The 23,166-nt window shown below is 42.3% G+C and carries 23 protein-coding genes; 9 read left to right on the forward strand and 14 right to left on the reverse strand.

The annotated features are described in order from the left end of the window. Positions 1-301: 301 nt before the first annotated feature. Together AK825_RS03690 and AK825_RS03695 are read left to right on the forward strand one after the other, a co-directional pair. Positions 302-637, forward strand: a complete 336-nt coding sequence (locus AK825_RS03690; RefSeq protein WP_068034810.1) for a hypothetical protein — start codon at positions 302-304, stop codon at positions 635-637. A gap of 163 nt (positions 638-800) precedes the next feature. Beyond that, positions 801-2,012 carry a DegT/DnrJ/EryC1/StrS aminotransferase family protein gene (locus AK825_RS03695; protein ID WP_068034811.1) on the forward strand — a complete coding sequence of 404 codons (1,212 nt, stop codon included), beginning with the start codon at positions 801-803 and terminating at the stop codon, positions 2,010-2,012. Between the two features lie 25 nt (positions 2,013-2,037). On the opposite strand, the gene scpB is transcribed toward AK825_RS03695, so the two are convergent. The 8 genes from scpB to mrdA form a co-directional block, all read right to left on the reverse strand. Then, entirely contained in the window at positions 2,038-2,595 is a 558-nt protein-coding gene (gene scpB / locus AK825_RS03700) for an SMC-Scp complex subunit ScpB (RefSeq protein WP_068039000.1), read from the reverse strand. A 113-nt stretch (positions 2,596-2,708) separates the two neighbouring features. After that, positions 2,709-3,530: a segregation/condensation protein A gene (locus AK825_RS03705; RefSeq protein ID WP_068039003.1), complete on the reverse strand. Its 822-nt coding sequence runs from the start codon at positions 3,528-3,530 to the stop codon at positions 2,709-2,711. A 219-nt stretch (positions 3,531-3,749) separates the two neighbouring features. Then, positions 3,750-4,829 (reverse strand): tryptophan--tRNA ligase, encoded by a 1,080-nt coding sequence (locus AK825_RS03710; RefSeq protein WP_068034812.1) that lies wholly within the window; start codon positions 4,827-4,829, stop codon positions 3,750-3,752. A 135-nt stretch (positions 4,830-4,964) separates the two neighbouring features. Next, positions 4,965-6,056: a lysophospholipid acyltransferase family protein gene (locus tag AK825_RS03715; protein WP_068034813.1), complete on the reverse strand. Its 1,092-nt coding sequence runs from the start codon at positions 6,054-6,056 to the stop codon at positions 4,965-4,967. A 272-nt stretch (positions 6,057-6,328) separates the two neighbouring features. Next, positions 6,329-6,715, reverse strand: a complete 387-nt coding sequence (gene rpsI / locus AK825_RS03720; protein ID WP_068034814.1) for a 30S ribosomal protein S9 — start codon at positions 6,713-6,715, stop codon at positions 6,329-6,331. Positions 6,716-6,725: 10 nt separating this feature from the next. Beyond that, the gene (gene rplM, locus AK825_RS03725) at positions 6,726-7,154 is read right to left on the reverse strand and encodes a 50S ribosomal protein L13 (protein ID WP_068034815.1); all 429 of its coding nucleotides are present in this window, start codon (positions 7,152-7,154) and stop codon (positions 6,726-6,728) included. 211 nt (positions 7,155-7,365) lie between these two features. Then, positions 7,366-8,052 (reverse strand): 16S rRNA (guanine(966)-N(2))-methyltransferase RsmD, encoded by a 687-nt coding sequence (gene rsmD, locus AK825_RS03730; protein WP_068034816.1) that lies wholly within the window; start codon positions 8,050-8,052, stop codon positions 7,366-7,368. A 12-nt stretch (positions 8,053-8,064) separates the two neighbouring features. Beyond that, positions 8,065-10,056 carry a penicillin-binding protein 2 gene (gene mrdA / locus AK825_RS03735; protein WP_068034817.1) on the reverse strand — a complete coding sequence of 664 codons (1,992 nt, stop codon included), beginning with the start codon at positions 10,054-10,056 and terminating at the stop codon, positions 8,065-8,067. Between the two features lie 587 nt (positions 10,057-10,643). Between mrdA and AK825_RS03740 the strand changes: the two genes are divergently transcribed. The 6 genes from AK825_RS03740 to adk all read left to right on the forward strand — a co-directional run bounded on the left by AK825_RS03740 (position 10,644) and on the right by adk (position 17,676). Next, positions 10,644-11,978, forward strand: coding sequence for a hypothetical protein (locus tag AK825_RS03740; protein ID WP_068034818.1), 1,335 nt, complete (start codon positions 10,644-10,646; stop codon positions 11,976-11,978). A gap of 334 nt (positions 11,979-12,312) precedes the next feature. After that, complete coding sequence (locus tag AK825_RS03745; RefSeq protein ID WP_068034819.1) at positions 12,313-14,328, forward strand: heme lyase CcmF/NrfE family subunit; 2,016 nt, start codon at positions 12,313-12,315, stop codon at positions 14,326-14,328. A 1-nt stretch (position 14,329) separates the two neighbouring features. Continuing rightward, the gene (locus AK825_RS03750; protein ID WP_082785627.1) at positions 14,330-14,989 is read left to right on the forward strand and encodes a DsbE family thiol:disulfide interchange protein; all 660 of its coding nucleotides are present in this window, start codon (positions 14,330-14,332) and stop codon (positions 14,987-14,989) included. Further along, the gene (locus AK825_RS03755) at positions 14,986-15,543 is read left to right on the forward strand and encodes a cytochrome c-type biogenesis protein (RefSeq protein ID WP_068034820.1); all 558 of its coding nucleotides are present in this window, start codon (positions 14,986-14,988) and stop codon (positions 15,541-15,543) included. Before AK825_RS03750 ends, AK825_RS03755 begins: the two co-directional genes overlap by 4 nt. Continuing rightward, the gene (gene ccmI, locus AK825_RS03760; RefSeq protein WP_068034821.1) at positions 15,540-16,820 is read left to right on the forward strand and encodes a c-type cytochrome biogenesis protein CcmI; all 1,281 of its coding nucleotides are present in this window, start codon (positions 15,540-15,542) and stop codon (positions 16,818-16,820) included. Before AK825_RS03755 ends, ccmI begins: the two co-directional genes overlap by 4 nt. Positions 16,821-17,019: 199 nt before the next feature. Continuing rightward, the gene (gene adk / locus AK825_RS03765; RefSeq protein ID WP_068034822.1) at positions 17,020-17,676 is read left to right on the forward strand and encodes an adenylate kinase; all 657 of its coding nucleotides are present in this window, start codon (positions 17,020-17,022) and stop codon (positions 17,674-17,676) included. A 227-nt stretch (positions 17,677-17,903) separates the two neighbouring features. On the opposite strand, the gene secB is transcribed toward adk, so the two are convergent. The 4 genes from secB to rsgA all read right to left on the reverse strand — a co-directional run bounded on the left by secB (position 17,904) and on the right by rsgA (position 20,760). Beyond that, positions 17,904-18,356, reverse strand: coding sequence for a protein-export chaperone SecB (gene secB / locus AK825_RS03770; protein WP_068034823.1), 453 nt, complete (start codon positions 18,354-18,356; stop codon positions 17,904-17,906). 185 nt (positions 18,357-18,541) lie between these two features. Then, on the reverse strand, positions 18,542-18,805 hold the full coding sequence (gene grxC / locus AK825_RS03775; RefSeq protein WP_068034824.1) for a glutaredoxin 3: 264 nt from the start codon (positions 18,803-18,805) through the stop codon (positions 18,542-18,544). A gap of 258 nt (positions 18,806-19,063) precedes the next feature. Further along, a complete protein-coding gene (locus AK825_RS03780; RefSeq protein WP_068034825.1) occupies positions 19,064-19,519 on the reverse strand; it encodes a rhodanese-like domain-containing protein in 456 nt (151 codons plus the stop codon). A 137-nt stretch (positions 19,520-19,656) separates the two neighbouring features. Further along, the gene (gene rsgA, locus AK825_RS03785; protein WP_068034826.1) at positions 19,657-20,760 is read right to left on the reverse strand and encodes a ribosome small subunit-dependent GTPase A; all 1,104 of its coding nucleotides are present in this window, start codon (positions 20,758-20,760) and stop codon (positions 19,657-19,659) included. A 227-nt stretch (positions 20,761-20,987) separates the two neighbouring features. Between rsgA and orn the strand changes: the two genes are divergently transcribed. Beyond that, positions 20,988-21,575 (forward strand): oligoribonuclease, encoded by a 588-nt coding sequence (gene orn / locus AK825_RS03790; protein ID WP_068034827.1) that lies wholly within the window; start codon positions 20,988-20,990, stop codon positions 21,573-21,575. 88 nt (positions 21,576-21,663) lie between these two features. On the opposite strand, the gene AK825_RS03795 is transcribed toward orn, so the two are convergent. Continuing rightward, positions 21,664-22,503: a UDP-2,3-diacylglucosamine diphosphatase gene (locus AK825_RS03795; RefSeq protein WP_068034828.1), complete on the reverse strand. Its 840-nt coding sequence runs from the start codon at positions 22,501-22,503 to the stop codon at positions 21,664-21,666. Between the two features lie 115 nt (positions 22,504-22,618). Then, a complete protein-coding gene (locus AK825_RS03800) occupies positions 22,619-23,134 on the reverse strand; it encodes a peptidylprolyl isomerase (protein ID WP_068034829.1) in 516 nt (171 codons plus the stop codon). Positions 23,135-23,166 lie beyond the last annotated feature (32 nt).

Below are 23,166 nucleotides of genomic sequence, written 5' to 3' on the forward strand. Positions count from 1 at the left end.
ATAAAAAATGTTACTTCAGGTTTTTGCTATATTAAAAATTGGATAGAACTTTGTAAACAGCACTTTAACAAAAATGGCTGACTTATCTAGTTTTTGTGTGAATAGACTGAGTATTGAAAATTTTCTCAATACTTTATAATTCAATAGTCATTGTTAGAGCATTTAATATGTATTTGCTCTGATTTTAGTTGGCTTAGTTAATTTAATGTTTGATATGGCTAGAAGTTTGTATTATATTCGGATTAAAGAATATATAGAAAAATCCCACTAAATTATTTATATATCAACACTTGGAAATATCATGATTCTTATACACAATGCGCTTATTAATAATATCAAACGCTCTGAAGCGGCTTATAAGGTCTACCAACAGGGCTTGACCTATCATCAGGCTTTGCATATTTTTCATGCGAATGAAAAAATTTATGAAGAACTTAATTTTTTGTTGAACAATAACAATATAGATATGGCTATGAGTAAAAAAATATTTAATTATATTTTTTATCTCGAAGATTGGTTTTTACAGTTTTCAAAGCTTGAGAGTGAGATTGATGATATTGAAGATCGCTTTTCTTTTGTGTCATTAAAACATAGTATAGTTTATCCATCGAGCTTCTTAGATGATGTTATACAATAGGGTGTGTTATTAACTGGTCGTTATTGTTGTTTCGATATTAGCAATACTCTTGAAGGGTTTTTAACAATTACTATTTCTCGCACACTGCATATAAAATAACAAAGATAGAATAAAATCAAAAATTATTAATAATTAATTTCCAATACTACAATGAGGAAGTCACATGCTAAATTCACCTTTTTCACCTTGGCCAAGTTTTACCCAAGAAGAGGCTGATGCTGTCAGTAAAGTGCTACTGTCTAATAAAGTAAATTACTGGACAGGCCAAGAGTGTCGTCAATTTGAGCAAGAATTCGCTGATTGGTCAGATAGTAAGTATGCTATAGCGTTGGGCAATGGTACTTTAGCATTGGATGTGGCTTTACAAGCGCTAGAAATCGGCGTAGGTGATGAAGTTATTGTTACTCCGCGTACTTTTATTGCTAGTATTTCTAGTGTAGTAAATGCGGGCGCTACGCCTGTGTTTGCGGATGTTGATGAGTCTACTGGTAACATTACTCCAGAAACGATTGCTGCCGTTATAACAGGCAAAACCAAAGGTATCGTGTGCGTGCATCTAGCCGGCTGGCCATGCGATATGGATGGCATGATGGCGCTTGCAGACAAGCATAATCTATACGTCATTGAAGACTGTGCACAAGCGCATGGCGCTCACTATAAAGGCCGTAGTGTTGGTAGTATTGGTCATATTGGCGCATGGAGCTTTTGCCAAGATAAGATTATGACGACTGGTGGCGAAGGCGGGATGGTTACTACTAATGACGAAAATCTATGGCGTAAGATGTGGGCGTATAAAGATCATGGTAAGAGCTACGCTGCTGTATATGAAAAAGAGCACCCACCTGGCTATCGTTGGTTACATGAGAGCTTCGGTACTAACTGGCGAATGACTGAGATGCAAGCAGTAATAGGACGTATTCAGCTTGAGAGAATGTCGGATTGGACCGCTAAGCGTACTGCAAATGCGCAAGCAATTTTGCAAGCGTGTACCCAATGGGAAGATAAAGGTTATTTGCATGCGCCAAAGTTAGAAGAAACCCCAGCATTTGCAGATTCTAAGCATGCATACTATAAGCTATATGTTTATGTAAATGCTGATAACCTGCCTGAGGGTTGGTCACGGGACCGTATTATCGAGGAAATCAGTCAGCTAGAAGTGCCTTGTTTTTCTGGATCGGCATCTGAGGTTTATTTAGAAAAAGCATTCGATGGCACAGGGCTGCGTCCTGAGACTAGATTGCCTGTTGCAAAGGAGCTTGGAGAGACTAGCTTAATGTTCTTAGTACACCCAACACTTACCGAAGCCGAAATCGAAAAAACGGTTCAGGCAATAAATACGGTATTTGCTAAAATAGACAGCTCAATTCAAGCATAATATTTGCCATTGTATTAATTAGAACTTAAGATTCGCCACCAATAGCTGATATATCCGGCATTGGTGGCAACTCGTCTAAATTAGTCAGTCCAAATGCATCTAAGAATTGCGCTGTAGTATGTAACAATGCTGGACGACCCAACGTTTCTTTATAGCCATCTTCCTTTATCCAGCCTTTATCAAATAGCTGACGCAATATATTGCTAGATAGGGTCACACCGCGTACATATTCGATGTCGCTGCGTGTCACTGGTTGTTTGTAAGCAATGACGCTCAGAGTCTCAAGCAACGCTTGGCTCAGGCGTTCTTGACGTTGCGGAAAAACGCGTTGTATCAACGCACTATAACTATCTGCTATTTGTAGGCGATAACCGCTGGCAGTCTCATGCAATCTCATAACACCAGCGTCTAAGCGTAGCTGTAATAACTCTAAAGCTTGCTTTAACTCTTTATTAGATAAAGATAAATGCTTCTTGATGGCGTTCGTAGTGAGTGGTGCTTCTGACGCATGCAACAGTACTTCAATATGTTTGCTCAAATCTTCAAGATAATGATGATGCTCTTCAACAGAAGAAGGTAACATTGCCGATACCGGTTTTTGTCCTTTAGCACTGTGCTTTGTATCGTCAATATCTGTCATTAGAAAACGGCTCTTTTTGAAATTATAGTTCGTACAAATAAATAAGTAAAAAACGATTAAGCCAGCCACTGTAACGTTAACTGCCCGATTTGATTGTCTGTTGCAGAATGATTAACAACAGCCGTACTTGCTACGGTAGTATCTATGTCTGAATCTGCATTTACTACACCAACTAACTGACGCTTCATCAACTCTAACACCGCGACAAAGCTAACCACAATACCTATCTTACCCTGTGCTTTATCTAATAGCTCATAAAAGGAACGCATGCCATCAGTGCTTAATTGCCTACTAATACTGGCAATACGGTCAGCAAGTGGTACCGCATCGATCTTGATGGTATGCATTTGATAGTCTGGCTGTAGCTGCATTTTAAACAAGCTATCGATTAATAAGGTAGGTGAGTAGTTCGGTAATTCAGCATTCATAATGTCTTGGCTAGGCATACTCACCATCGCTAAAAACACATCGCGTTCAAGACGGACTAGATTGTCCAAGCGCTGGCTGGCTGCTTTTATTTGCGCATACTCTTCCAAACGCTCAATCAGCTCTGCTTTTGGATCACGCTCATCGCTAGGTGTTTCAGACGAAGGTAGCAGAAGCTCCGTTTTGATCGCAATCAATGTCGAGGCCATCAGTAGATAGTCACCCGCTAACTCAAAATGCTCTGTATCCAACTCACTAATATAAGCCAAGTACTGCTCTGTAATAGGCAATATCGGCATTTGCGTCAAGTCGACGTTGTTTTTTTTGACCAAATATAATAAAAAATCTAATGGCCCAGCAAACTGTTCTAGCCAAATAGCAAACGCTTGCGGTGGCACATAGAGATCTTCAGGCAGCTGCTGCACTGGTGTCTGATAAATGCGCAGAGACATGTCGTGGATAACTGAGCCATCATGTTCGTTGTCATCAGATAGTGACTCAGAGGCTCGATTCACGGCTGCAGACAAGACAGCTTTTGGCAAAGCCGATTGTTTGTTTTCTAGCTCAGTCTGCACGTTTAATATCCGCCTTGATTACGACAAGTTATGATAATCAAATGGTTGTTTGAGCCATATGACTATTCATACAAAATAATTGTTTATATTAAGCCACTATTTAAGTTTGGCAAGCGGACGGATACCAATGGCACGGCGAGTTTTGTCTAGTTGTTTACGGCTATGGCGACGAGCTTTGTCTGCGCCCATTTGTAAGATTTCTTCCAACTCTTTTGGATTGGCCATTAGTTCTTCATAACGAGCACGGAATGGCGCAATCTCGTTATTAATTTTGTCAAACAACACTTGCTTGGCATCACCCCAGCCGATACCTGCGGCATACTGCGCACGCATATCAGCAATCTCTTCAGAAGTAGCAAAGGCTTTGTAAATCTCAAAGATAGCAGAGTCATCAGGATCTTTTGGCTCGGAAGGAAGCTGTGAGTTGGTCACAATTTTCATAATAGCTTTATGCATCTGCTTTTCAGGACTGACTTGCGGATTAGGTTCACCAAATAGAGGAATAGTATTGCTATAGCTCTTACTCATTTTGCGACCATCAAGCCCTGTTAGTAGCGGGATGTCTTCATCAACGACCGCTGAGGGTAGCGTAAAGAGGGTTTTATAACGATGGTTAAAGGTACCGGCAATATCACGTGCCATCTCAATATGCTGTACTTGGTCGCGACCTACTGGCACATGGGTAGCATTAAACATCAAGATATCTGCTGCCATAAGGACGGGATAACCAAACAGGCCCATCGTAACCCCTTGATCTGGATCGACGTCTGCCTTTTCTGTATTGATATCGACTGCAGCCTTATAAGCATGCGCCCGGTTCATTAACCCTTTGGCACATGAGCAATTTAAAATCCAAGCTAACTCAGAAATCTCAGGTACATCTGACTGACGATAGAAAGTTACGCGCTCAGGATCAAGGCCACATGCAATCCAAGTCGCAGCAATCGCTTTGGTTGACTCATGAATGATAGCAGGGTCATAACAGCCGATAATACCATGATAATCTGCCAAAAAGAAAAATGCTTCATGATCACTATTTTGAATGGATTCAATTGCTGGACGAATCGCACCAACGTAATTACCCAAGTGTGGAATGCCCGTTGGTTTAATGCCCGTTAGAATACGTTTGGTTTCTTTTTTAGGTATATCTATAGGTGCGTCAGTTTGATTGCTCATGAAAAATCCGTTGTTGGTTTAATTTTTGGTTTATTCGATTATCGTTAATATGATATCAATCACTTGAGTAAACGACTCGATTTAATGGGGCAAAGTATAGCAAATTTTCCCAGTCATTTTCTTAGGAATAAAAGCCTACTTATAGATATCGGTACGACCTTCAGGGCTATTTTTAAAGCGACGGTGAAACCACATCCACTGAGTTGGATCAATACGAACTAATCCTTCTAGCACTTCATTGACGCGTGTAGCATCAGCGACCTCATCATTACTGGGATAGTTATCCAGTTCTGGTGTAATCGTGAGATGATAATGTGGCCTTTTACCGCTTGGTAGATTATCTGGCGTTTGCCGATAGGTATGCAGTGCCATTAGCGCTGGTGGATGCTGCTTGTCGCCTAACTTGGCCATACGCCGCGAAGCCGTGATAGTGGCTGCTGGCACGCCAAAAAATGGTGCCATCACGCCTTGCTTAAGACCGTAGTCTTGATCGGGAGAGTACCAAATCACATGTCCAGCTTTGATAGAACTGACTAAACTGCGCATATCACGACTGGAGATTTGCTTACCAAAAATATTGGTACGACCATTATAAATAAACCAATCGAGTAGAGGATTATTTTGTGTACGATACATACAGTCTAAGGGAAAAAATTGGGCACAAAACAAGCCACCTAAGTCGAGCATCGTATAATGTGCGCCCAATAAAATAACAGGACGATTTTCATTTTGAGCATTAACTAAATGCTGTAAGCCCGAAATAGAGACAGTGCGGGTAAAGACATTAGGGCGAAACCAAGCGCATAAGGTTTCAAATACACCAATACCTTGATTGACGAAGACTTGCTTGGCCATCAATTCACGCTCGGCTTCCGGCTTCTCTGGAAAAGCCAGCCTTAAGTTAATCAGCGTATCACGTCGCCGCGAGCCTGCAACTTTATAAATCAAAATACCGAGCTTACGACCTAACCAAAACTGCCAACGTAGCGGTAGATATATCATCGGTAAAAAAATAACCAATAATAACCAAATCCCCCAGTATTTAGGCAATAAAAATTGCCACTGAAACGGCTTTTTTTCTGCTTGCGCAGTACGTTTATGAGTTTGCGTAATTGTTGGCGTACCAATAGGTATTGCTGGCGATTTAGCAGACTGCTGCATGCTCTGCGGCGGCGTGCTACTCTTTAAGGATGGTTTACTCGGATCGTATTGTTCGGGCGCTTTCATAGTGTCCTTTTGCAGCACAGGTTTATAGCATCGGGGCTAATGATGAAAAGTTATTATTATGATGGGGTAGCGGTAGCCTGTTTGCAAGTTAGTTTTATCAAAGCGCATTTATAGAAAGGTAAATATTTAACAGCTTTTTCCAACACGCATAAAAAAACCTTATAAGCTGTGACCAGCTTATAAGGTTTTGCAAATCTATTCTTTTACTTGCTGCTGTTACTGTAACTCTGAGATAAAGACAATAATAGCAAGAAAATAAGAGATAGCTTTGATTAACGTTTTGAGAATTGTGGACGTTTACGTGCTTTACGTAGGCCCAATTTCTTACGTTCAACTTGACGTGAATCACGAGTAACAAAGCCAGCTGCTTTTAGCGCAGGCTTGTTAGTATCGTCAAGCTCGATTAGTGCACGAGTGATACCGTGGCGAATAGCGCCCGCTTGACCACTAATACCACCACCTTTAACAGTAATAAAAAAATCATATGCGTTAGAAGAATCAAGTAGCTCTAATGGCTGACGAACAACCATACGTGAAGTTTCACGGCTAAAATATTCATCAAGTGGCTTGCCGTTAACGACAATGCTACCAGTACCTTTCGCTAAAAAGACACGAGCAGTAGACGTCTTGCGGCGACCAGTTCCGTAATTGCGTTCCATAAGTGACTCCTTAGATGTCTAGTTCTTTAGGTTGCTGTGCAGTATGTGGATGTTCAGTACCTGCATATAGCTTTAGCTTCTTAATCATCGCATAGCCAAGAGGACCTTTTGGAAGCATACCCTTAACTGCTTTGTGTAGAACATCTTCAGGCTTATGTGCAATCAGCTTTGTGAAGTTGGTTTCTTTAATACCGCCTGGGTAGCCACTGTGACGATAATACTTTTTATCTTGTGCTTTTTTACCCGTTACCGCGATTTTTTCTGCGTTGATGACAACAATAAAGTCACCAGTATCTACGTGCGGAGTATAAGAAGTCTTATGCTTGCCACGTAAGCGAGTAGCAATTTGAGTGGCTAAGCGACCAAGGGTTTTGCCGTCAGCATCTACGACATACCAGTCATGGGTCACTTCAGCTGGTTTTGCACTAAGTGTTTTCATGATAAAACCTTAAAATTAGAATTCGTTGAGAGTTTAGCTGGGAACGGGGCTCTCAAAAAACAGACTGCACATTATAAGCAGTAGCGCCTACGCTTGCAAGCTGCATTGGGGTTTATTTTCGCCTTATATACATTAAACTGCAGCGTTGGCCAGTTTTTTAGCGGTTTTAAACATTTGTAAAATTTGTTAATCGTTTTTATTAACCAGACAATTATGACGATGATAGACGATAAAGTCCAGCGACAACTTGTCCGACTTTGGTCTGCTTGAGACATTCAAACCTTTTCAAGCCTTGCATTGCAGGTAATAAGCTAAGAGACTCGATCAATTCAGCTAATTGTTTATTTAAATCTTTATCAGCTTCTAAATAAATCAGCGTTTCTGTCGTAATTAATAACTGTTCAATTAAGGCAGTTAAAATGGGTTGCCATAAATCCTTTGCATAGGGTGGGTCAATAAAAACGATATCGAACGGATGCTTGAAATTACTATTCTGAGATAAGACCTGCTCAGCGTTACCGTGAAAAACTTGATAGCTATCAGTATCGATGTTCAACTGCTGCGCGCTTTGCAGTAGCATTTGGTATTGGGCTTGATTGGTTTCAATGAAGGTGCAATGCGCCGCGCCGCGAGATAACGCCTCAAAGCCCAACACCCCGCTACCTGCACAGCTATCTAGTACACGTGCGCCATGCATGTCGGCAAGTAGCCAGTTAAACAGCGTCTCCCGCAAGCGATCTGGGGTCGGTCGCAAGCCATCAGCATCGATAAAATTTATGCTACGACGTTTAAACTGCCCGCCGATAATACGCACATTACCAGCAGAAACTGGTTTTTTATGAGTCGCATTACGCTTGGTGCTACGCGATGCTGATGCTTTTGTCGTTGTTTTTTTCATAATTGTTATTCTTTATTCGGTCGCTGTAGTGGTTGCTGCTTCCGCTTCTGTCTGTTCTTTTAATTTTTCTGCCCGTGCTTGTTCTTGGTCGCGGATGGCATCACGAGCGGCTTTGTCCAATGCCTTTTGGCGTTTAATAGCTTTTAACTCATCAGGAGTTGGTGGCAAGATGGGGTCGCTTTTGCGCTGTAATACCCAATAATCGAATAGAGCACGTCCGATGGGAGCCGCTACTGCGCTACCGCCGCCACCATTCTCAACCAATACAGCGAGAGCGATTTGTGGGTCTTCAACAGGGGCAAAACCATTAAACCAAGCATGATCCCAATGGCGCTTGTCTATCGCAGATTTATCGTAGCGTTTACCTTGAGCGATAGATTTAACCTGTGCCGTACCAGTCTTGCCAGCGATACGGTAGCGCGGCGTGTAAATACCGCGAGCAGTACCAGCTTTGACCGTCTCTTCCATCGCATCATGCATACGCGTCCAGTCAGAGGGCTTGCCATTATAATCAATTTTACCATCGGGCTTGGTAATGACGTTGACCTCTGCTGCACCATCACTGTCTTTTAACAAATGCGGCGTTATGTGATTGCCCTTGTTAGCCGTCATAGCAGTCGCATTAGCAATCTGTAGCGGTGTGACTAGAAAGTAACCTTGTCCAATACTGACAGAGATAGTCTCGCCTGGTAGCCAGCCTTTATCGTAGGTGTCTTTTTTCCACTTCGGTGAGGGCATAATGCCAGACTTCTCATTGGGCAAATCAATTCCCGTCTCTTCACCAAAACCAAAGCGCACCATCCAATCATGTAAACGCTGGATACCCATCTCATAAGCGAGTTTATAATAATAAGTATCGACTGACATGACGATAGATTTCTTTAAATCTACCGAGCCATGACCGCCACGTTTCCAATCACGAAAACGATGCGAGTCACCAGGTAAGCTAAAATAACCGGGATCATAGATAGTCGTATTCCAATCTCGCAATCCATAGTGTAGCGCACCTAAACCTTCAAATGGTTTAATGGTAGAGGCAGGTGGGTACATACCTTGTAGAGCGCGATTATAGAGGGGCTGATCAAGATCATCTTGTAGCGCCCCATAATCTTTAAAGGAAATGCCAGAAATAAAAGGGTTGGGGTCGTAACTTGGATTACTCACGAATGCGAGTACGTCACCGTTTTTTGGATCTATCGCTACAATGGCACCGCGGCGACCGTCAAGCTGCTGCTGGGCGATCGTTTGCAAGCCATAATCTAAGCTCAAGGTAATATCGTTACCAGAAACTGGCGGCTTGGTATCTAATTGACGCAGAATATTACCATGGACATCGGTTTCTACCGATTGGTAGCCCGGTTGGCCAAGCAAGATATCTTCATAAAAGTCTTCAATACCAATTTTGCCGATAAGGTCAGTACCAGCATAACGATCTTTATCGATACGCTTAGTTTCTTTGTCGTTGATACGCCCAACATAGCCGATAACGTGTGCGAATAGCTCATCGTAGGGGTAGGAGCGGGTCAGTTTACTCTGAATGGTAACGCCACGGAAAAACGGTTTACGCTCACTAAACTGTGCCAGTTGCTTATCTGTTAAATCAATCTTGACGGTCACCGGATCATTTTTGCTTTTACTCAACCGCGCCAAAATATCAGTAATATCAGTATCCGTTAAGTCAAAAATAGGGGCAAGCAAGTTTAAAGTACGCTCTGGGTCTTCTACTTCATCGGGGCTGAGCATGGCAGTGAATACAGGCTGATTGTCAGCGAGCAAAATACCATTACGATCATAGATATAGCCACGGCTTGGCGGTGCAGATATGAGCTTGATACGATTATTGTCTGCCTGAGTCTTGTATTTGTCATGCGCATACACTTGCAGGTATCCATAACGCAGTAATAACACACACATACCCAAAAAAATTAACAAACCAAAAATGAGAATACGGCGCGTAAAAATGCGGTTAACATTTTCGGCATCTGGGATAAGCGATTTATTCATGTAAAGTTAGTACCAATGAGCGCAGTGGATAAAGAAGGAATTACCCTAATAGAGAGAATAATGTTACCAGTCATTAGGTCAAGTGCTAGTCATATAAAAATGATAAAATCAACAATTTCAATTACATAGCATAGGTAGTCTGACAATAATTAAGCATAAGTTTGAGTATATATTGACGTTGTCACTATAGGACAAATTATAACAGAATGAAATAAGTTACGCTGAATTTGCCAACTTATTTCTTATGTGCTTCTTACATGCTAGTGACAGCATTGCTCATAGGCCATTGTATGCACTCGATAATTGGTATCAGACACAAATTGGACAGATGATATTGTCATCTCTAGTCACAACTTGACTAGGGTGGATATGTGCTAATAAATGGCAAGTATGCTAAAATCAGGCGATTTATTTTATAGTGTTTAATTGTCATTAAAGCGCTATTTTTATCAGGATCTGTTGCACATTCAAATGTGGTACTGGCAGTCCTAATACTTGAATGTGTAACAGACCCTAAGCGTTTCTTAATAACTCTAACAAAAGACAACAGATTAACGATAATCGTTACGTCAGAGGTAAAAAGAGTCATGGTCGCAACCTCAATATGGCAGACGCTCGCTGAGCATCCAGAATTTTTTGCCATGCTGACCATTCCACCAGTGACCGCATTTGTCACATGGTTGCATGTATGGATGGCATTGAAAATGCTGTTTTACCCCATTAAGTTTTGGGGTATTCGTATACCTAATTTCCCTTTTTTTGGGTTACCTGGAATTGGCTGGCAAGGTATTGTCCCGCGTAAAGCTGGCAAGATATCTGGGGTTATCGTTGATCAGACGCTCTCAAAGCTTGGCTCACTAGACGAGTTTGTTCAAGCGATGGAACCTGAGCAAATGGCTGTTTTTATTACTGATACAGTAGATAAAAATATTGAGCCGCTCATCGACGAGATTATGCTCGAGCATTCAGGGGCGCTATGGGGCAACCTGCCTTATGCTCTAAAGCGCCGTATTTATGCCCAAGCGCATCAAGAGCTGCCAGAGATTATGCAGTCGTTGGTGACTGATTTGACTTACCATGTCGAAGATTTGGTCGATATGCGTCAGATGATCGTCAATAAGATGGAAAGCGATCGACGTTTAATGGTCAATATGTTTTTAAAGGTTGGCCAACGTGAGATCAACTTTATTTGGCATATCAGTGCTTTGATCGGGTTGATTTTTGGCATTATTCAGATGTTTATTTTCTTAGTTGTACCGCAGCATTGGACGGTACCGTTTTTCGCGGCTGTTTGGGGCTTGTTGACTAACTGGATTGCAATTTGGATGGTATTTAATCCAGTAGAGCCGCATTTTATCCCTTATATAAAGGTTTTTGAACGTTGTGCTGGTTTTCCGTTTATTAAGCCAAGGCTGCCACATATCGCTCAGTTCCGTTTCCAAGGCGGCTTTATGAAGCGTCAAGAAGAAGTGTCTGAGGTTTTCGCTGAGATTGTTGTTACTGATTTAGTGACTCTAGAGAACATTATGAATGAGATGATGTATGGTGATCGTGCTGCGCAAACGCGTGAGCTGATGAAGTCGCATCTTTATCAAGTGTTAGAGTCGCCAGTGGTCAGAACGACCTTGCGTATGGGGCTGGGTCGCCGTGAATATGGTCAATTAAAGAATACGATCATTGATAAGTCGATTACTGCTACCATGGTGCCGCTACGAGATCCTGAACTTAATGAGAGTCGTGCCAGTAAAATATTCGGTCTGTTTCGCGATCGTATCAGAGCCTTGTCACCTTATGAGTTTCAAAACTTATTACGTCCAGCGTTTCGTGAAGATGAGATGACACTAATTGTATTAGGCGGCTTGACTGGATTTTTGGCAGGTTGGTTACACCTTGTTTTGGTGTTCTTTCCGGCTGTGCAATAGCAGATAACTTGATAATAATAAAAGAGAAAGAGAAAAATAATAAAAAAGATATCAAGAGAAAATATGCTTTACAATTATAGACTTAGAATAATATAAGACTTGAACTAACATGAAAAAAAACAGCATTAAGTTATAAAACAATATTAAGTTATATAGTCAATCCAAGATAATGTCGTTACAAGGAAGCTGAGCGCAAGCCATACATTGTTGTGGTTAGCGAGGTTACCGTTGTAGCGATTTTTAATGGGCAGGCTATAGGTGCTTTTAAACCAATAAAAAGCCCAATCCGCCACAGTAAACTATGACCGTATTAGGGTAAACAGGGTTAGATTGTATGTTAATCACAGAATTGGGTTATTTTGCCTTACTGGCCGCCTTTGTGTTGGCTATTTTACAGGTAGTATTACCAACTATTGGCGTTATGCGCAACCAAGTCGCTTGGCAGCGTCTGGCCCCAAGTTTGGCTTGGGCGCAGTTTGCCGCGATGATAGTATCGTTTTCAGCGTTGATGGCAGGCTTTTATTATAATGATTTTAGCCTTGTCTATGTCGCGCAGCACTCCAACACTTTGTTGCCTTGGTATTACAAATTATCGGCAACTTGGGGCGGGCATGAAGGGTCTCTACTGCTGTGGATGACCATCATGGCGACATGGTGCGCGCTAGTATCTTACTTTAGCCGCGGTTTGCCGTTATCGATGCGAGCACGAGTATTAGTCATCTTGGCAGCGGTACAGATGATGATGCTAGCGATGTTGATTTTTACCTCATCACCATTTAATCGTACCTTACCGAACATACCTGTTGATGGTGCAGATCTAAACCCTGTGCTGCAAGATTTTGGTCTGATTATTCATCCGCCTATGCTGTATATGGGCTATGTGGGCATGGTCGTGCCGTTTGCCTTTTGTATGGCAGCATTGTGGGAAGGGCGCTTGGATGCGGTGTGGACACGTTGGTCACGTCCGTGGGCACTAGCTGCTTGGGGGTTTTTAACCATCGGTATCGCCTTAGGCTCATGGTGGGCTTATTATGAGCTTGGCTGGGGCGGTTGGTGGTTTTGGGATCCAGTAGAGAACGCATCATTGATGCCGTGGCTCGCTGGTACTGCGCTGCTACATTCGTTAGCGGTTACTGAAAAGCGCGGTGTATTCAAAGCATGGACGATCATGCTAGCGATTTTCGCTTTTGCGCTGAGTTTACTAGGAACGTTTTTGGTACGTTCAGGGGTCATTACTTCGGTGCATTCGTTCGCCGCCGATCCGACACGTGGTTTAGTCATTCTAGTCATCCTTGGCATTATCGTGGGTGGTGGTCTATTAATGTTTGCAATACGTGGTTGGCGCTTGACGGTTGAGAGTCAATATCAGCTGATTTCACGTGAGTCATTTTTGGTTATCAATAACGCCATTATTTTAATTGCCACATTAGTCGTGCTGCTTGGTACTCTCTATCCGATCATTGCAGACGCTTTCAATTTAGGTCAGGTATCAGTCGGCCCTCCTTACTTTAATGCATTATTTGTACCTCTGACTTGGTTGCTACTAGTCGCAATGGGTATGGGCTCTAATATTCGCTGGAAAAAAGACAAGCGTCCATTGTTGGGCGTCGGTATGGTTATCGCAGTCAGCAGTCTGGTATTAGCAGCGATTATTGCTTATTTTGTCCATCCATCATCTATGCTTAATATCGGCGTAACCTTAGCTGTAAGCTTTTGGGTACTACTATGGATGATTATCGATTTTAGAGATAAGACTAAGAATGCGCCAAATGTAATGAATGGTCTACGTCAATTACGTCTTAGCTATTGGGGCCAGCAAACTGCTCATATTGGGGTTTTAATCGCAGTAATTGGGGTTGCCTTTACCAGTAGCTTAAGTATCGAGCGTGATGTGGCATTAGGGCCAAATGATACCGTCAACGTCCAAGGTTATGATTTTACCGTGAGAGACTTCCGTGAGGTCAAAGGTAGCAACTTTGATGCTATTCAAGCCGAGGTTGAGATAACTAAAGACGGACGTGCTGTCACGACTTTATATCCTGAAAAACGTACCTATATCATTAGTATGATGCCGATGACTGAAGCGGCCATTGATGCCAGTCTCATGCGCGATTTATATGTAGCGCTTGGTGAGCCGATCGCTGAAGATAGTAATCAATGGGCTGTACGTATCTACGTGAAACCTTTGATTCGCTGGATATGGCTAGGTTCGATTATCATGGCTTTAGGTGCACTGATCAGCATGTTTGATAAACGCTATCGCATTAAAAAAGCCAAATCACCGCATCAAGTTGCTGATGATACTGTAGTTAGTACGGCGACACCTGTTGCAACGCTTGGGGAGAAGTAAGATGAATGAATCAGACAACACCACTAATCCCAATAAGCAGAATGACAATGAACGCCGTCATAAAACTATCAAAAAAAAGCAATTAAAAGTATGGTTTCTGATTCCACTTATCGTGTTTTTAGGACTGATGGTAATGCTTTATATGCGTTTAGGTAAGCCTACCGATATTGTAGCGAATATGGCTCTTGAGCGTCCTGTTCCTACTTTTGAGCTGCCATTATTAGCAGATACTAGCCGTATCATGACTAATGATAATTTACCTGATGAGCCGTTTTTGATGAACATTTGGGGCTCTTGGTGTCCAACTTGTATCATTGAGCATCCGTTTCTTATGCAGCTAGAGGAGCGTGGTGTTAATTTGGTAGGTATTAATTATAAAGATGATATTGGTGATGCATTCAGCTATTTGAACCGAGGTGGCGATCCTTTTTCAATGTCTATTCAAGATCTGTCAGGTCAGTTTGCTTTAGACTTAGGTCTGACAGGCGCACCTGAAACTTTTACAGTCGATGGGGACGGCATCATCCGTCAGCATATCATTGGTGAAGTTAATGAAGCCAATTGGCAAGAACGCATTAAGCCTTGTTTGACAGTACTCAATGAGGCTAACAAAAATGGTAATCGTCCAGATCCAAGTCAGGTTGGGGAGGCATGCAAATGAAGGCTGCTCAGATAAGAACCGCTACAGTGTTAAGGCTAGTAAGCTTTGTACTGGCATGTCTACTCAGCATGACCGCTTATGCGGCAATCGATGTTTATGACTTTGACTCAGTGCAGCAAGAAGCTCAGTATCGTGGTCTCATCGAGGAGCTGCGTTGCCCTAAATGTCAAAACCAGAACCTTGCAGGGTCTGATGCACCTATTGCGCAGGACTTAAAGCAAAAAGTTTACGATTCTGTTAAAGATGGGCGCAGTGATGCTGAAATACGCAGCTATATGCAAGAGCGTTACGGTGATTTTATTACCTATAAGCCACCTGTACGTCCGTCAACATGGATATTATGGTTTTTTCCGCCACTATTATTGATCGTTTTGATTACTGGCTGGTTTTGGCAGAGCAAACGTCGACAGCTGGTTGCAAGTGGTGATAGCGGTACGATAGTAGATAGTACTGTCGCTGCTTTAACCCCTGCAGAAAAGGCTGAACTGGATCGTCTATTATCACGTACTAATAGCACTGATTATGACATCACAAGCACAGAGGACAAAAAATGACCGTATTTTCTACTGCTGGCTTATTTATTGCCCTAAGCTTACTCATCGCATTGATACTTGCTGTCATCGTTATTACACCATGGCTACGCGCTACGCGCATAAAAAATAAGCCCGTAGATAACCAACTATTAGATATTAACGTGGCAGTATTCCGTGAACGTTTAGCGGAGCTTAAAACCGACAAAGACAGCGGCACCATTGATGATAACCATTACCAAAACCAAAAGCTTGAGCTTGAGCGCCAGCTATTAGATGCCCAGCGTGAAGCAGCTCCGATGGTGAACCCTGGTATCAAAAGCCGTTTAATAATTACTATCTGGGTACCCGTATTGGCAGCGATGGCGTATTTATTGATTAGCGATCGCACACCAGTATTTGAGCTATGGCAAGCAGAAGATAAAGTTGGCCAAGTAGCTGACGACTTATTGACTGGTAAGATTGATCAGCCACCAGAGTGGGCTATTGAAGATGGCCGTCAGCTGATTACAGCTATGCAGACCAACGTCCATCGTCATGCTGATGACCCTAATCGCTGGATGCGCTTGTCAGAGCTGTTTTTATCGCTTGAAGTGACTGACTCTGCATTAGAAGCTTTATCTAGGGCATATCGTCTATCTCCTGATAATGAAGAGATTGCGACCACTTATGCGCAGATTAGCTTTTTTGCGAACGAAGGCCAGCTAGATGCTACTAGTCGTCGCGTACTACAAGATGTATTAGCCAACAACCCACAGCATGAGGGCGCACAGATGCTGATGGCAATGGGTGAAGCACGTGCTAGTAACTTTGAGCAGGCAGAAGGCTGGATTCAGAGATTACGTGCTAGTATTGCTGCCAAGCCGGGTGATCATACAAAAGCGTTGACCAGCCTAGATGAGCTAAGTGCCAATGTGAAAGCACAGCAGCAACAAGCGGCTGAGGGTGTTAATGTAACGGTGAAGGTCAATTCTAGCTTATTACCATTAGTCAAAGGCGATGACGTACTATTTGTTGCCATTCGTGATGTTAATGGCGGCCCACCATTTGCAGCCAAGCGTTTGCCTATTAGTGTGATTCAGCAAGGTGAGGCCAGTATTAGCTTAAGTGATCTTGATGCTATGATGCCTGAGCGGACGATACAATCGGCACGTGCGGCAAAAACTCAACTGGCTGTTATTGCTCGTATTAGCCATAGTGGTAATGCAAGTGCAGAGTCAGGGGACTTATCTGGCAACCCAGTCGTGATTAGTGCCGATCAAAAACAAGTTAACGTTGAAATAAATCAGCAGATACCGTAACTTTTGAAAAGCCTCATGACATAAGCGCTGTAGCGTATTACTGCGGCGCGCAATTGCGTTACATGAACAGATAAGTCATATCTACAGGCGACACTAGTACTAAAAATACTTGAGCTTTATAAAGCCACAAGGTAAGGTATATCCGGCATTCACGCAATTAACCAATCCCCAAATCCCATCCATCAAGGAGAGACGTATTATGATGCGTATTATTTTGCTAGGTCCACCTGGCGCCGGTAAAGGCACCCAAGCACAGTTTATCTCTAAAGAATTTGATATCCCGCAAATCTCGACTGGCGATATGCTACGTGCAGCGATTAAAGAAGGTAGCGAGCTTGGTAAACAAGCTGAAGGCATTATGAATGCAGGTGGACTGGTCTCTGATGATCTTATCATCAACCTAGTAAAAGAGCGTATCTCTAAGCCTGATTGTGCTAATGGCTGCATTCTTGATGGTTTCCCGCGTACCATTCCCCAAGCTCAAGCGCTTGCAGACGCTGATGTTGCCATCGATCATGTAGTTGAGATCAGTGTACCTGATGATGAGATCGTAAAGCGCCTATCTGGTCGTCGCCAGCATCCAGGTTCAGGCCGTGTATATCATGTCGATCATAATCCACCGAAGCAAAATGGTATCGACGATGTGACCGGTGAAGTACTTATCCAACGTGAAGATGACAAAGAATCTACTATTCGTGAGCGCCTTGCAACTTATCATCAGCAGACGTCAACCTTGGTTGGTTTTTATCAAGATAAAGCCAAAGAGGGCGAGAATGCGCCTAAATATGACAAGTTCGATGGCACGCAAGCTATTGATGATGTTAAGCAGCAGATATTGTCAGCGTTAAAAGGTTAATTCGTTTTAGGGATATTCTGTATACTGAATTATACTAACGAAGACCCTGCTTATTGGCAGGGTTTTTTAATGTCTTGTAGTAGATATAAATAGTAGCTATAAAAATCCAACTACAATAAATAATGTCATTAGAAAAATGATAGGAATTTATTAAAAGCAATACATAAAAAAGCCATCTACCTAAGTTAGGAGATGGCTTTTTTAAAATATAAACTTTATTTTAAAGTTTAAGCATTACCTTCAGCATCAATTTGCGCTTGCTGTTGGCTCTGTGCATATGCTTGGTCAAAGTTGACTGGAGCAAGCAGTAATTGCGGGAAGCTACCACGAGTCACGATGTCGCTGATGACTTCACGAGCGTAAGGGAACAAAACGTTAGGGCAATAAGCACCTAAAATTTGCCCGATTTGATCTTCAGGAATATTTTTTAGTAAGAAAATACCAGCTTGATGAACTTCAGCAATAAAAGCAGGTTCTTCAGCATTTTTAGCGGTAACGCTCACAGTCAAGATTACTTGATAATGATCGTCATCTAGCTTTTCGGCATTGCTTGATAGGTTAATATCAAGCTCAGGGTTCCACTCTTTGGTGAATACGCCAGCGCCCGGCACTTCAAGTGACATGTCTTTTACGTAGATACGTTCTAGTGCTAATTGTGGTTGTGCTTGTTCTTCAGCCATGATAATTCCTCAAATAAGTAATGCAATGTGTCGTTGATGTCCTGGTAGCAAGGTTAAGTTGCAAGCTACATTATTACAAGCTAGTGCAGGAATGACAATAGCCAGCTATCGATTGGTCAATATCATATTTATATTAACTAGGGCCAGCTAATGTCACTATTATATAAGCTGCTTAATGTAGCAGATTAACCAGCTAATAGCTCGTCAAGCTTGCCTTGCTGGTTCATTTGATTGAGCTCGTCAAAACCACCAACGAAAGTATCACCGACGAAAATTTGTGGCACAGTGCGATAGTTATTGGTTTTTTGCATCAATGCGCGGCGCTCATCGCTACTCATATCATGCATACCAATTTCTTCATACTCAATGCCTTTATTTTTTAGTAATTGTTTAGCGTTTGAGCAGTAAGGGCAGATAGGCGTAGTATAAACTTTAACTGAGGCAGTCATAAGATATCCTTAATTGATTTTATGTCGTGTAGTTTGTCTATTATCCTGATTTAGATAGGTTAATGACTAGTGTGTATTTGATTATGCTCATTATAAAGTGGGGATGAGGGTGATAAATTCAAGCTAGTTCGCTGCAAAAGGTTATATAAGTTCTTAAGTGACTTATTATCAATTAAGAGTTTTCCATAAAAAAAGACACAACTGAGAGTCATGTCTTTTTATTAATAATGCATTTTATTAAGGCGTGTTGATGTAGAACTATTTGTGCAAGCTAGGTTTTGCTTTGCCCTTGTTCTTAGGCTTAGCATCTTTTAATCCTACTAATGGCATGCCAGCACCTTGCCAGCCACCAACACCGCCTTCTAGACGATAAACACTGTCTTTACCAATCATCTGAATAGCCGCGCCTGCTTGTACACCCATATCACAAATGATAATCACAGGCTGTTCAATTGCACGAATTTCATCTAAATGATCTTTGAGCTCTGTAAAAGGGATGTTACGACTGCCTTGGATATAGCCGGTGGTAAACTTCTTTTTGGCGCGAATATCGATAAGCTGCGCGTTTTGAGAGTTGACCATCATGCCGAGGGTATTGGGCGACACTTTTTTGCCGCTACGTTTATTTTCAATGGCAAAGAACAGTACGGCAAGTACTGCTAAGATACCAAATAAAAACGGGTGGTTGCCCACAAATTCAAGCGCACGATCCAAACCAAACCTCCAAAAAATTAGTGTTCCACTAAACTGCGAATACAGCCCAGCATTACCGAACAAGGCGCTATTATACCGATTAGGACATCCATAGTAAACGTGCGATGGCTAACCTAAGTTTTAATAGTAAGCAATACCTAGTAAGGCTTGGTATCAGCCTCTATTCGTAACGTGATGAGGTTTTCAACACGGCGCTGCAGTACTTCACCGTCAGCAACGGCTCTCCATAACGCACAGCCTTTACTGTTATGAGTATGACGACAATCACGGAATTGGCAATCACCAGCCAGTGGCGCAAGTTCAACGAAGCCTGAAATCACATCATCAGGGGTCAAATGCCAAATACCATATTCACGAATACCAGGGGTATCGACAATACCGCCTTGGGTAAGATCATCTGGATTAAATGGCAATAGGCGGCTGGTCGTCGTGGTATGCTGACCAAGTTTTGAGTTTTCAGAAATAATATTTACGCTCTGTGCCGATTCTGGTAGCAGGGCGTTAATTAAGCTACTTTTACCGACACCAGACTGACCCGCAAAGATAACCAGTTTTTTATCTATGTAACGCTTTAACTCGCCAAGCCCTTGCTGCTCAGTACTATCAGCGATATTCTCAGGACAGTCGACCGAAGTAAGTACGCTTTCATAACCAAGAGCAGCATACTGTACGAGCAAGTCATTGGTGTCTGCATAACTCTCTTGTACCAACAAATCCGCCTTATTCAATACTAATAAGGGCTTCACGCCAGCATGATGGCAAACGACCAAATAGCGATCGATGAGTGTCGGCGCAGCAGCAGGTAGCGGCGCAAATACAATGGCCAAAATATCGACATTGGCTGCAACAGGCTTAAGCTTATGGTAACGATCTGGACGCGAGACAAGAGAAGTGCGTGGTTGTACGGACTCAATACGACCAAAGCCAGTATTGGGATCGGCACTCCAGCGCACGTGATCACCAGTTGATAGCATTGGCAAGTTAGTGCGCACATGACAACGCCATATATCCCCTAAAGCAAGCGTTTGCCAAAATGGCTCAGGGTCATCGGGTGCGACTTCAGGCTGCACTGGTATGTCGGCTGGCAAGCTGGTCACCTGTACCTCTAATTGCTTGCCATAATGCGCCATGACCACGCCATCCATCAAGCTATCATCTATGCTGTCTTGACTTGCCAGCTGTTGTTTGTCAATGCGACGAATCTGTTGTTTAGTCAGCTTGCGTTGCCGGATTAATGCCATGGGTTTTGAACCTATTAAAAAAATATCTCTAAGTGTAGCGTGAAAATTTGCTAACATACAGCCTAAAGCGCCTGTACCAGACAGTGGTTTTGTAATGTTTTGGTTTTTTTAGACATTATGAATGACTAAGCGCAAAAAAATTATTTAAGCATGACCATTTATATGTCATTTATTTAGTTAACATTGCTCCAAAGTTGTTTCAAACTTTATTGACCATAGGACAAAATATGAGTACCGATGACCATCCCAATAAGATTAGAATCAGAAACCAAGGCAAAAAAGGGCTGGTATGGATTGACCTAGAAATGACCGGACTTGATACTTTAAACGATGAGATTATCGAGATTGCTACTGTCGTTACTGATGAAGATTTAAATGTCCTTGCCGAAGGGCCAGTGTTTGCTATCAAAGTATCGGATCAAACCTTAAATAAAATGGATGACTGGAATACCAAGCAACATGGCCAGTCAGGATTGGTTGATCGTGTACGCCGTAGCACAGTGACATTGGCAGAGGCCGAAGCTGAAACTATTAAGTTTTTGAACAAGTGGGTCGATAGTGGCAAATCACCAATGTGTGGCAACTCAATTTGCCAAGATCGCCGTTTTATGGCGCGTCAAATGCCCGAACTGGAAAAGTTCTTTCATTATCGCAACCTTGATGTGTCATCAATCAAAGAGCTATGCTTCCGCTGGCGCCCTGATATCTTAAAGAACTTTGAAAAAGGTGGCAGTCACTTAGCGTTAGACGATATTCGCGACTCTATTCGTGAGCTAAAGCATTATCGTCAGCATTTCTTTAAATTAATCCCTTAGAATCAAGTGATTTTAGATAGTCAAAAAAAGGGTCTGTTATTTTAACAGACCCTTTTTTTATCGTAAATAAGAGACGTTCACATAGATATCATGAAATTAGAAATTTAAATTCAATCAAGTTAAATTTATCATTATCTGAGTTTTCATCTGTGGTTACTGCGCCAATCACCGCGCTGACTTTTGGCTGGCGTGTATCGCCATCTAGCAGTCGCCAGTCACCCAGCACGTAGCGTTTTTTATTACTGGTCGCTTGATGAATATCTGGACGGTGAGTATGACCATGTAGTAAAGCATCGCTATCAGCCACTGCATGTATCACTGCATCTTTATTGACATCCATGATGTAAGCAGCTTTATTGGCATTATTCTGCTGGCTTTTTTTGCGCATTTTATCTGCGATAGCCAAGCGTTTTTCTAATGATTTATTCAGCAAGTACCACTGGGTTAACCGATTGCGCATGATTTTGCGAAAAAACTGATATTTCTTATCATCAATGCATAACGCATCGCCGTGTTCTAAGCGATAATTCTGCTGTCCAACGGTTAAAGTGTATGGCTCATAAATAAGCTCACCACCGAATAAATTGCAAAATGGCTGACCTAACAAAAAATCACGATTCCCATGCATGACCAAAATCTCACAGCCAGCTACCCGTAGCTTTTTTAATTTAACGATAAGCGGAGTTAGCCAATGGGTTTGGCGCTCATCTTCTGATAACGATAAGTAAACATCGTCACCTAGCCATACTTCAAACCAATCACCTAGGATAAATAAGCGCTTTAGCGCAGGCAAGGCAAGGCAATCATCAAGCAGCGCCAAAAAAGCCTGCACTAAGGCAGGCTCTTCAGGCGATAAATGCAAATCGCTAATCAATACTTGCCGCACCTCATGAGGGCGGGTGGTAATTAGATGGTCAAAACTTTGCATTTATCCTTATCCTCGTAATTTTAAACAGTAACGACTCATAAGTTTTTACTGACTCATCGCTACTGAGTAATAACTATTGAATAATGATTACTGAGAAACAGTTATTGAGTAATAATTACTTAGTGATAATAGTCGCTGAGTTGATAACGACTGGCTCTTTAGGCACATCAGCATGCATGCCGAAACGACCTGTTGGTACACCGCGCATTTTTTCGATGACGTCCATACCGCTGGTTACTTTACCAAATACCGTGTAACCCCAACCCTGCATGTTTTTGCCAGAATGGTTTAGAAAGTCGTTATCTTTTACGTTAACGAAAAACTGGCTGGTTGCTGAATGCGGGTCTTGCGTACGTGCCATCGCAATCGTACCTTTGTCATTCTTTAGACCGTTATCAGCTTCGTTCTCAACTGGAGCATTGGTCGCTTTTTCATTCATTTCAGCGTCCATTCCGCCGCCTTGAATCATAAAGCCGTCAATGATGCGATGGAAAATCGTACCGTCATAATGACCAGATTTTACATAGTTTAAAAAGTTTTCTACCGTTTTTGGCGCTTTTTCTTCATTGAGTTCGATAACGATCGCACCCATACTGGTGTCAAGTTCTACTACTGGTGGCATGTCTACCATGTGATATTCCTTTTTGATTGCAGCGCCTTAAT

Origin of the sequence: Psychrobacter sp. P11G5 (assembly GCF_001593305.1) — a bacterium.
Taxonomy (GTDB): domain Bacteria; phylum Pseudomonadota; class Gammaproteobacteria; order Pseudomonadales; family Moraxellaceae; genus Psychrobacter.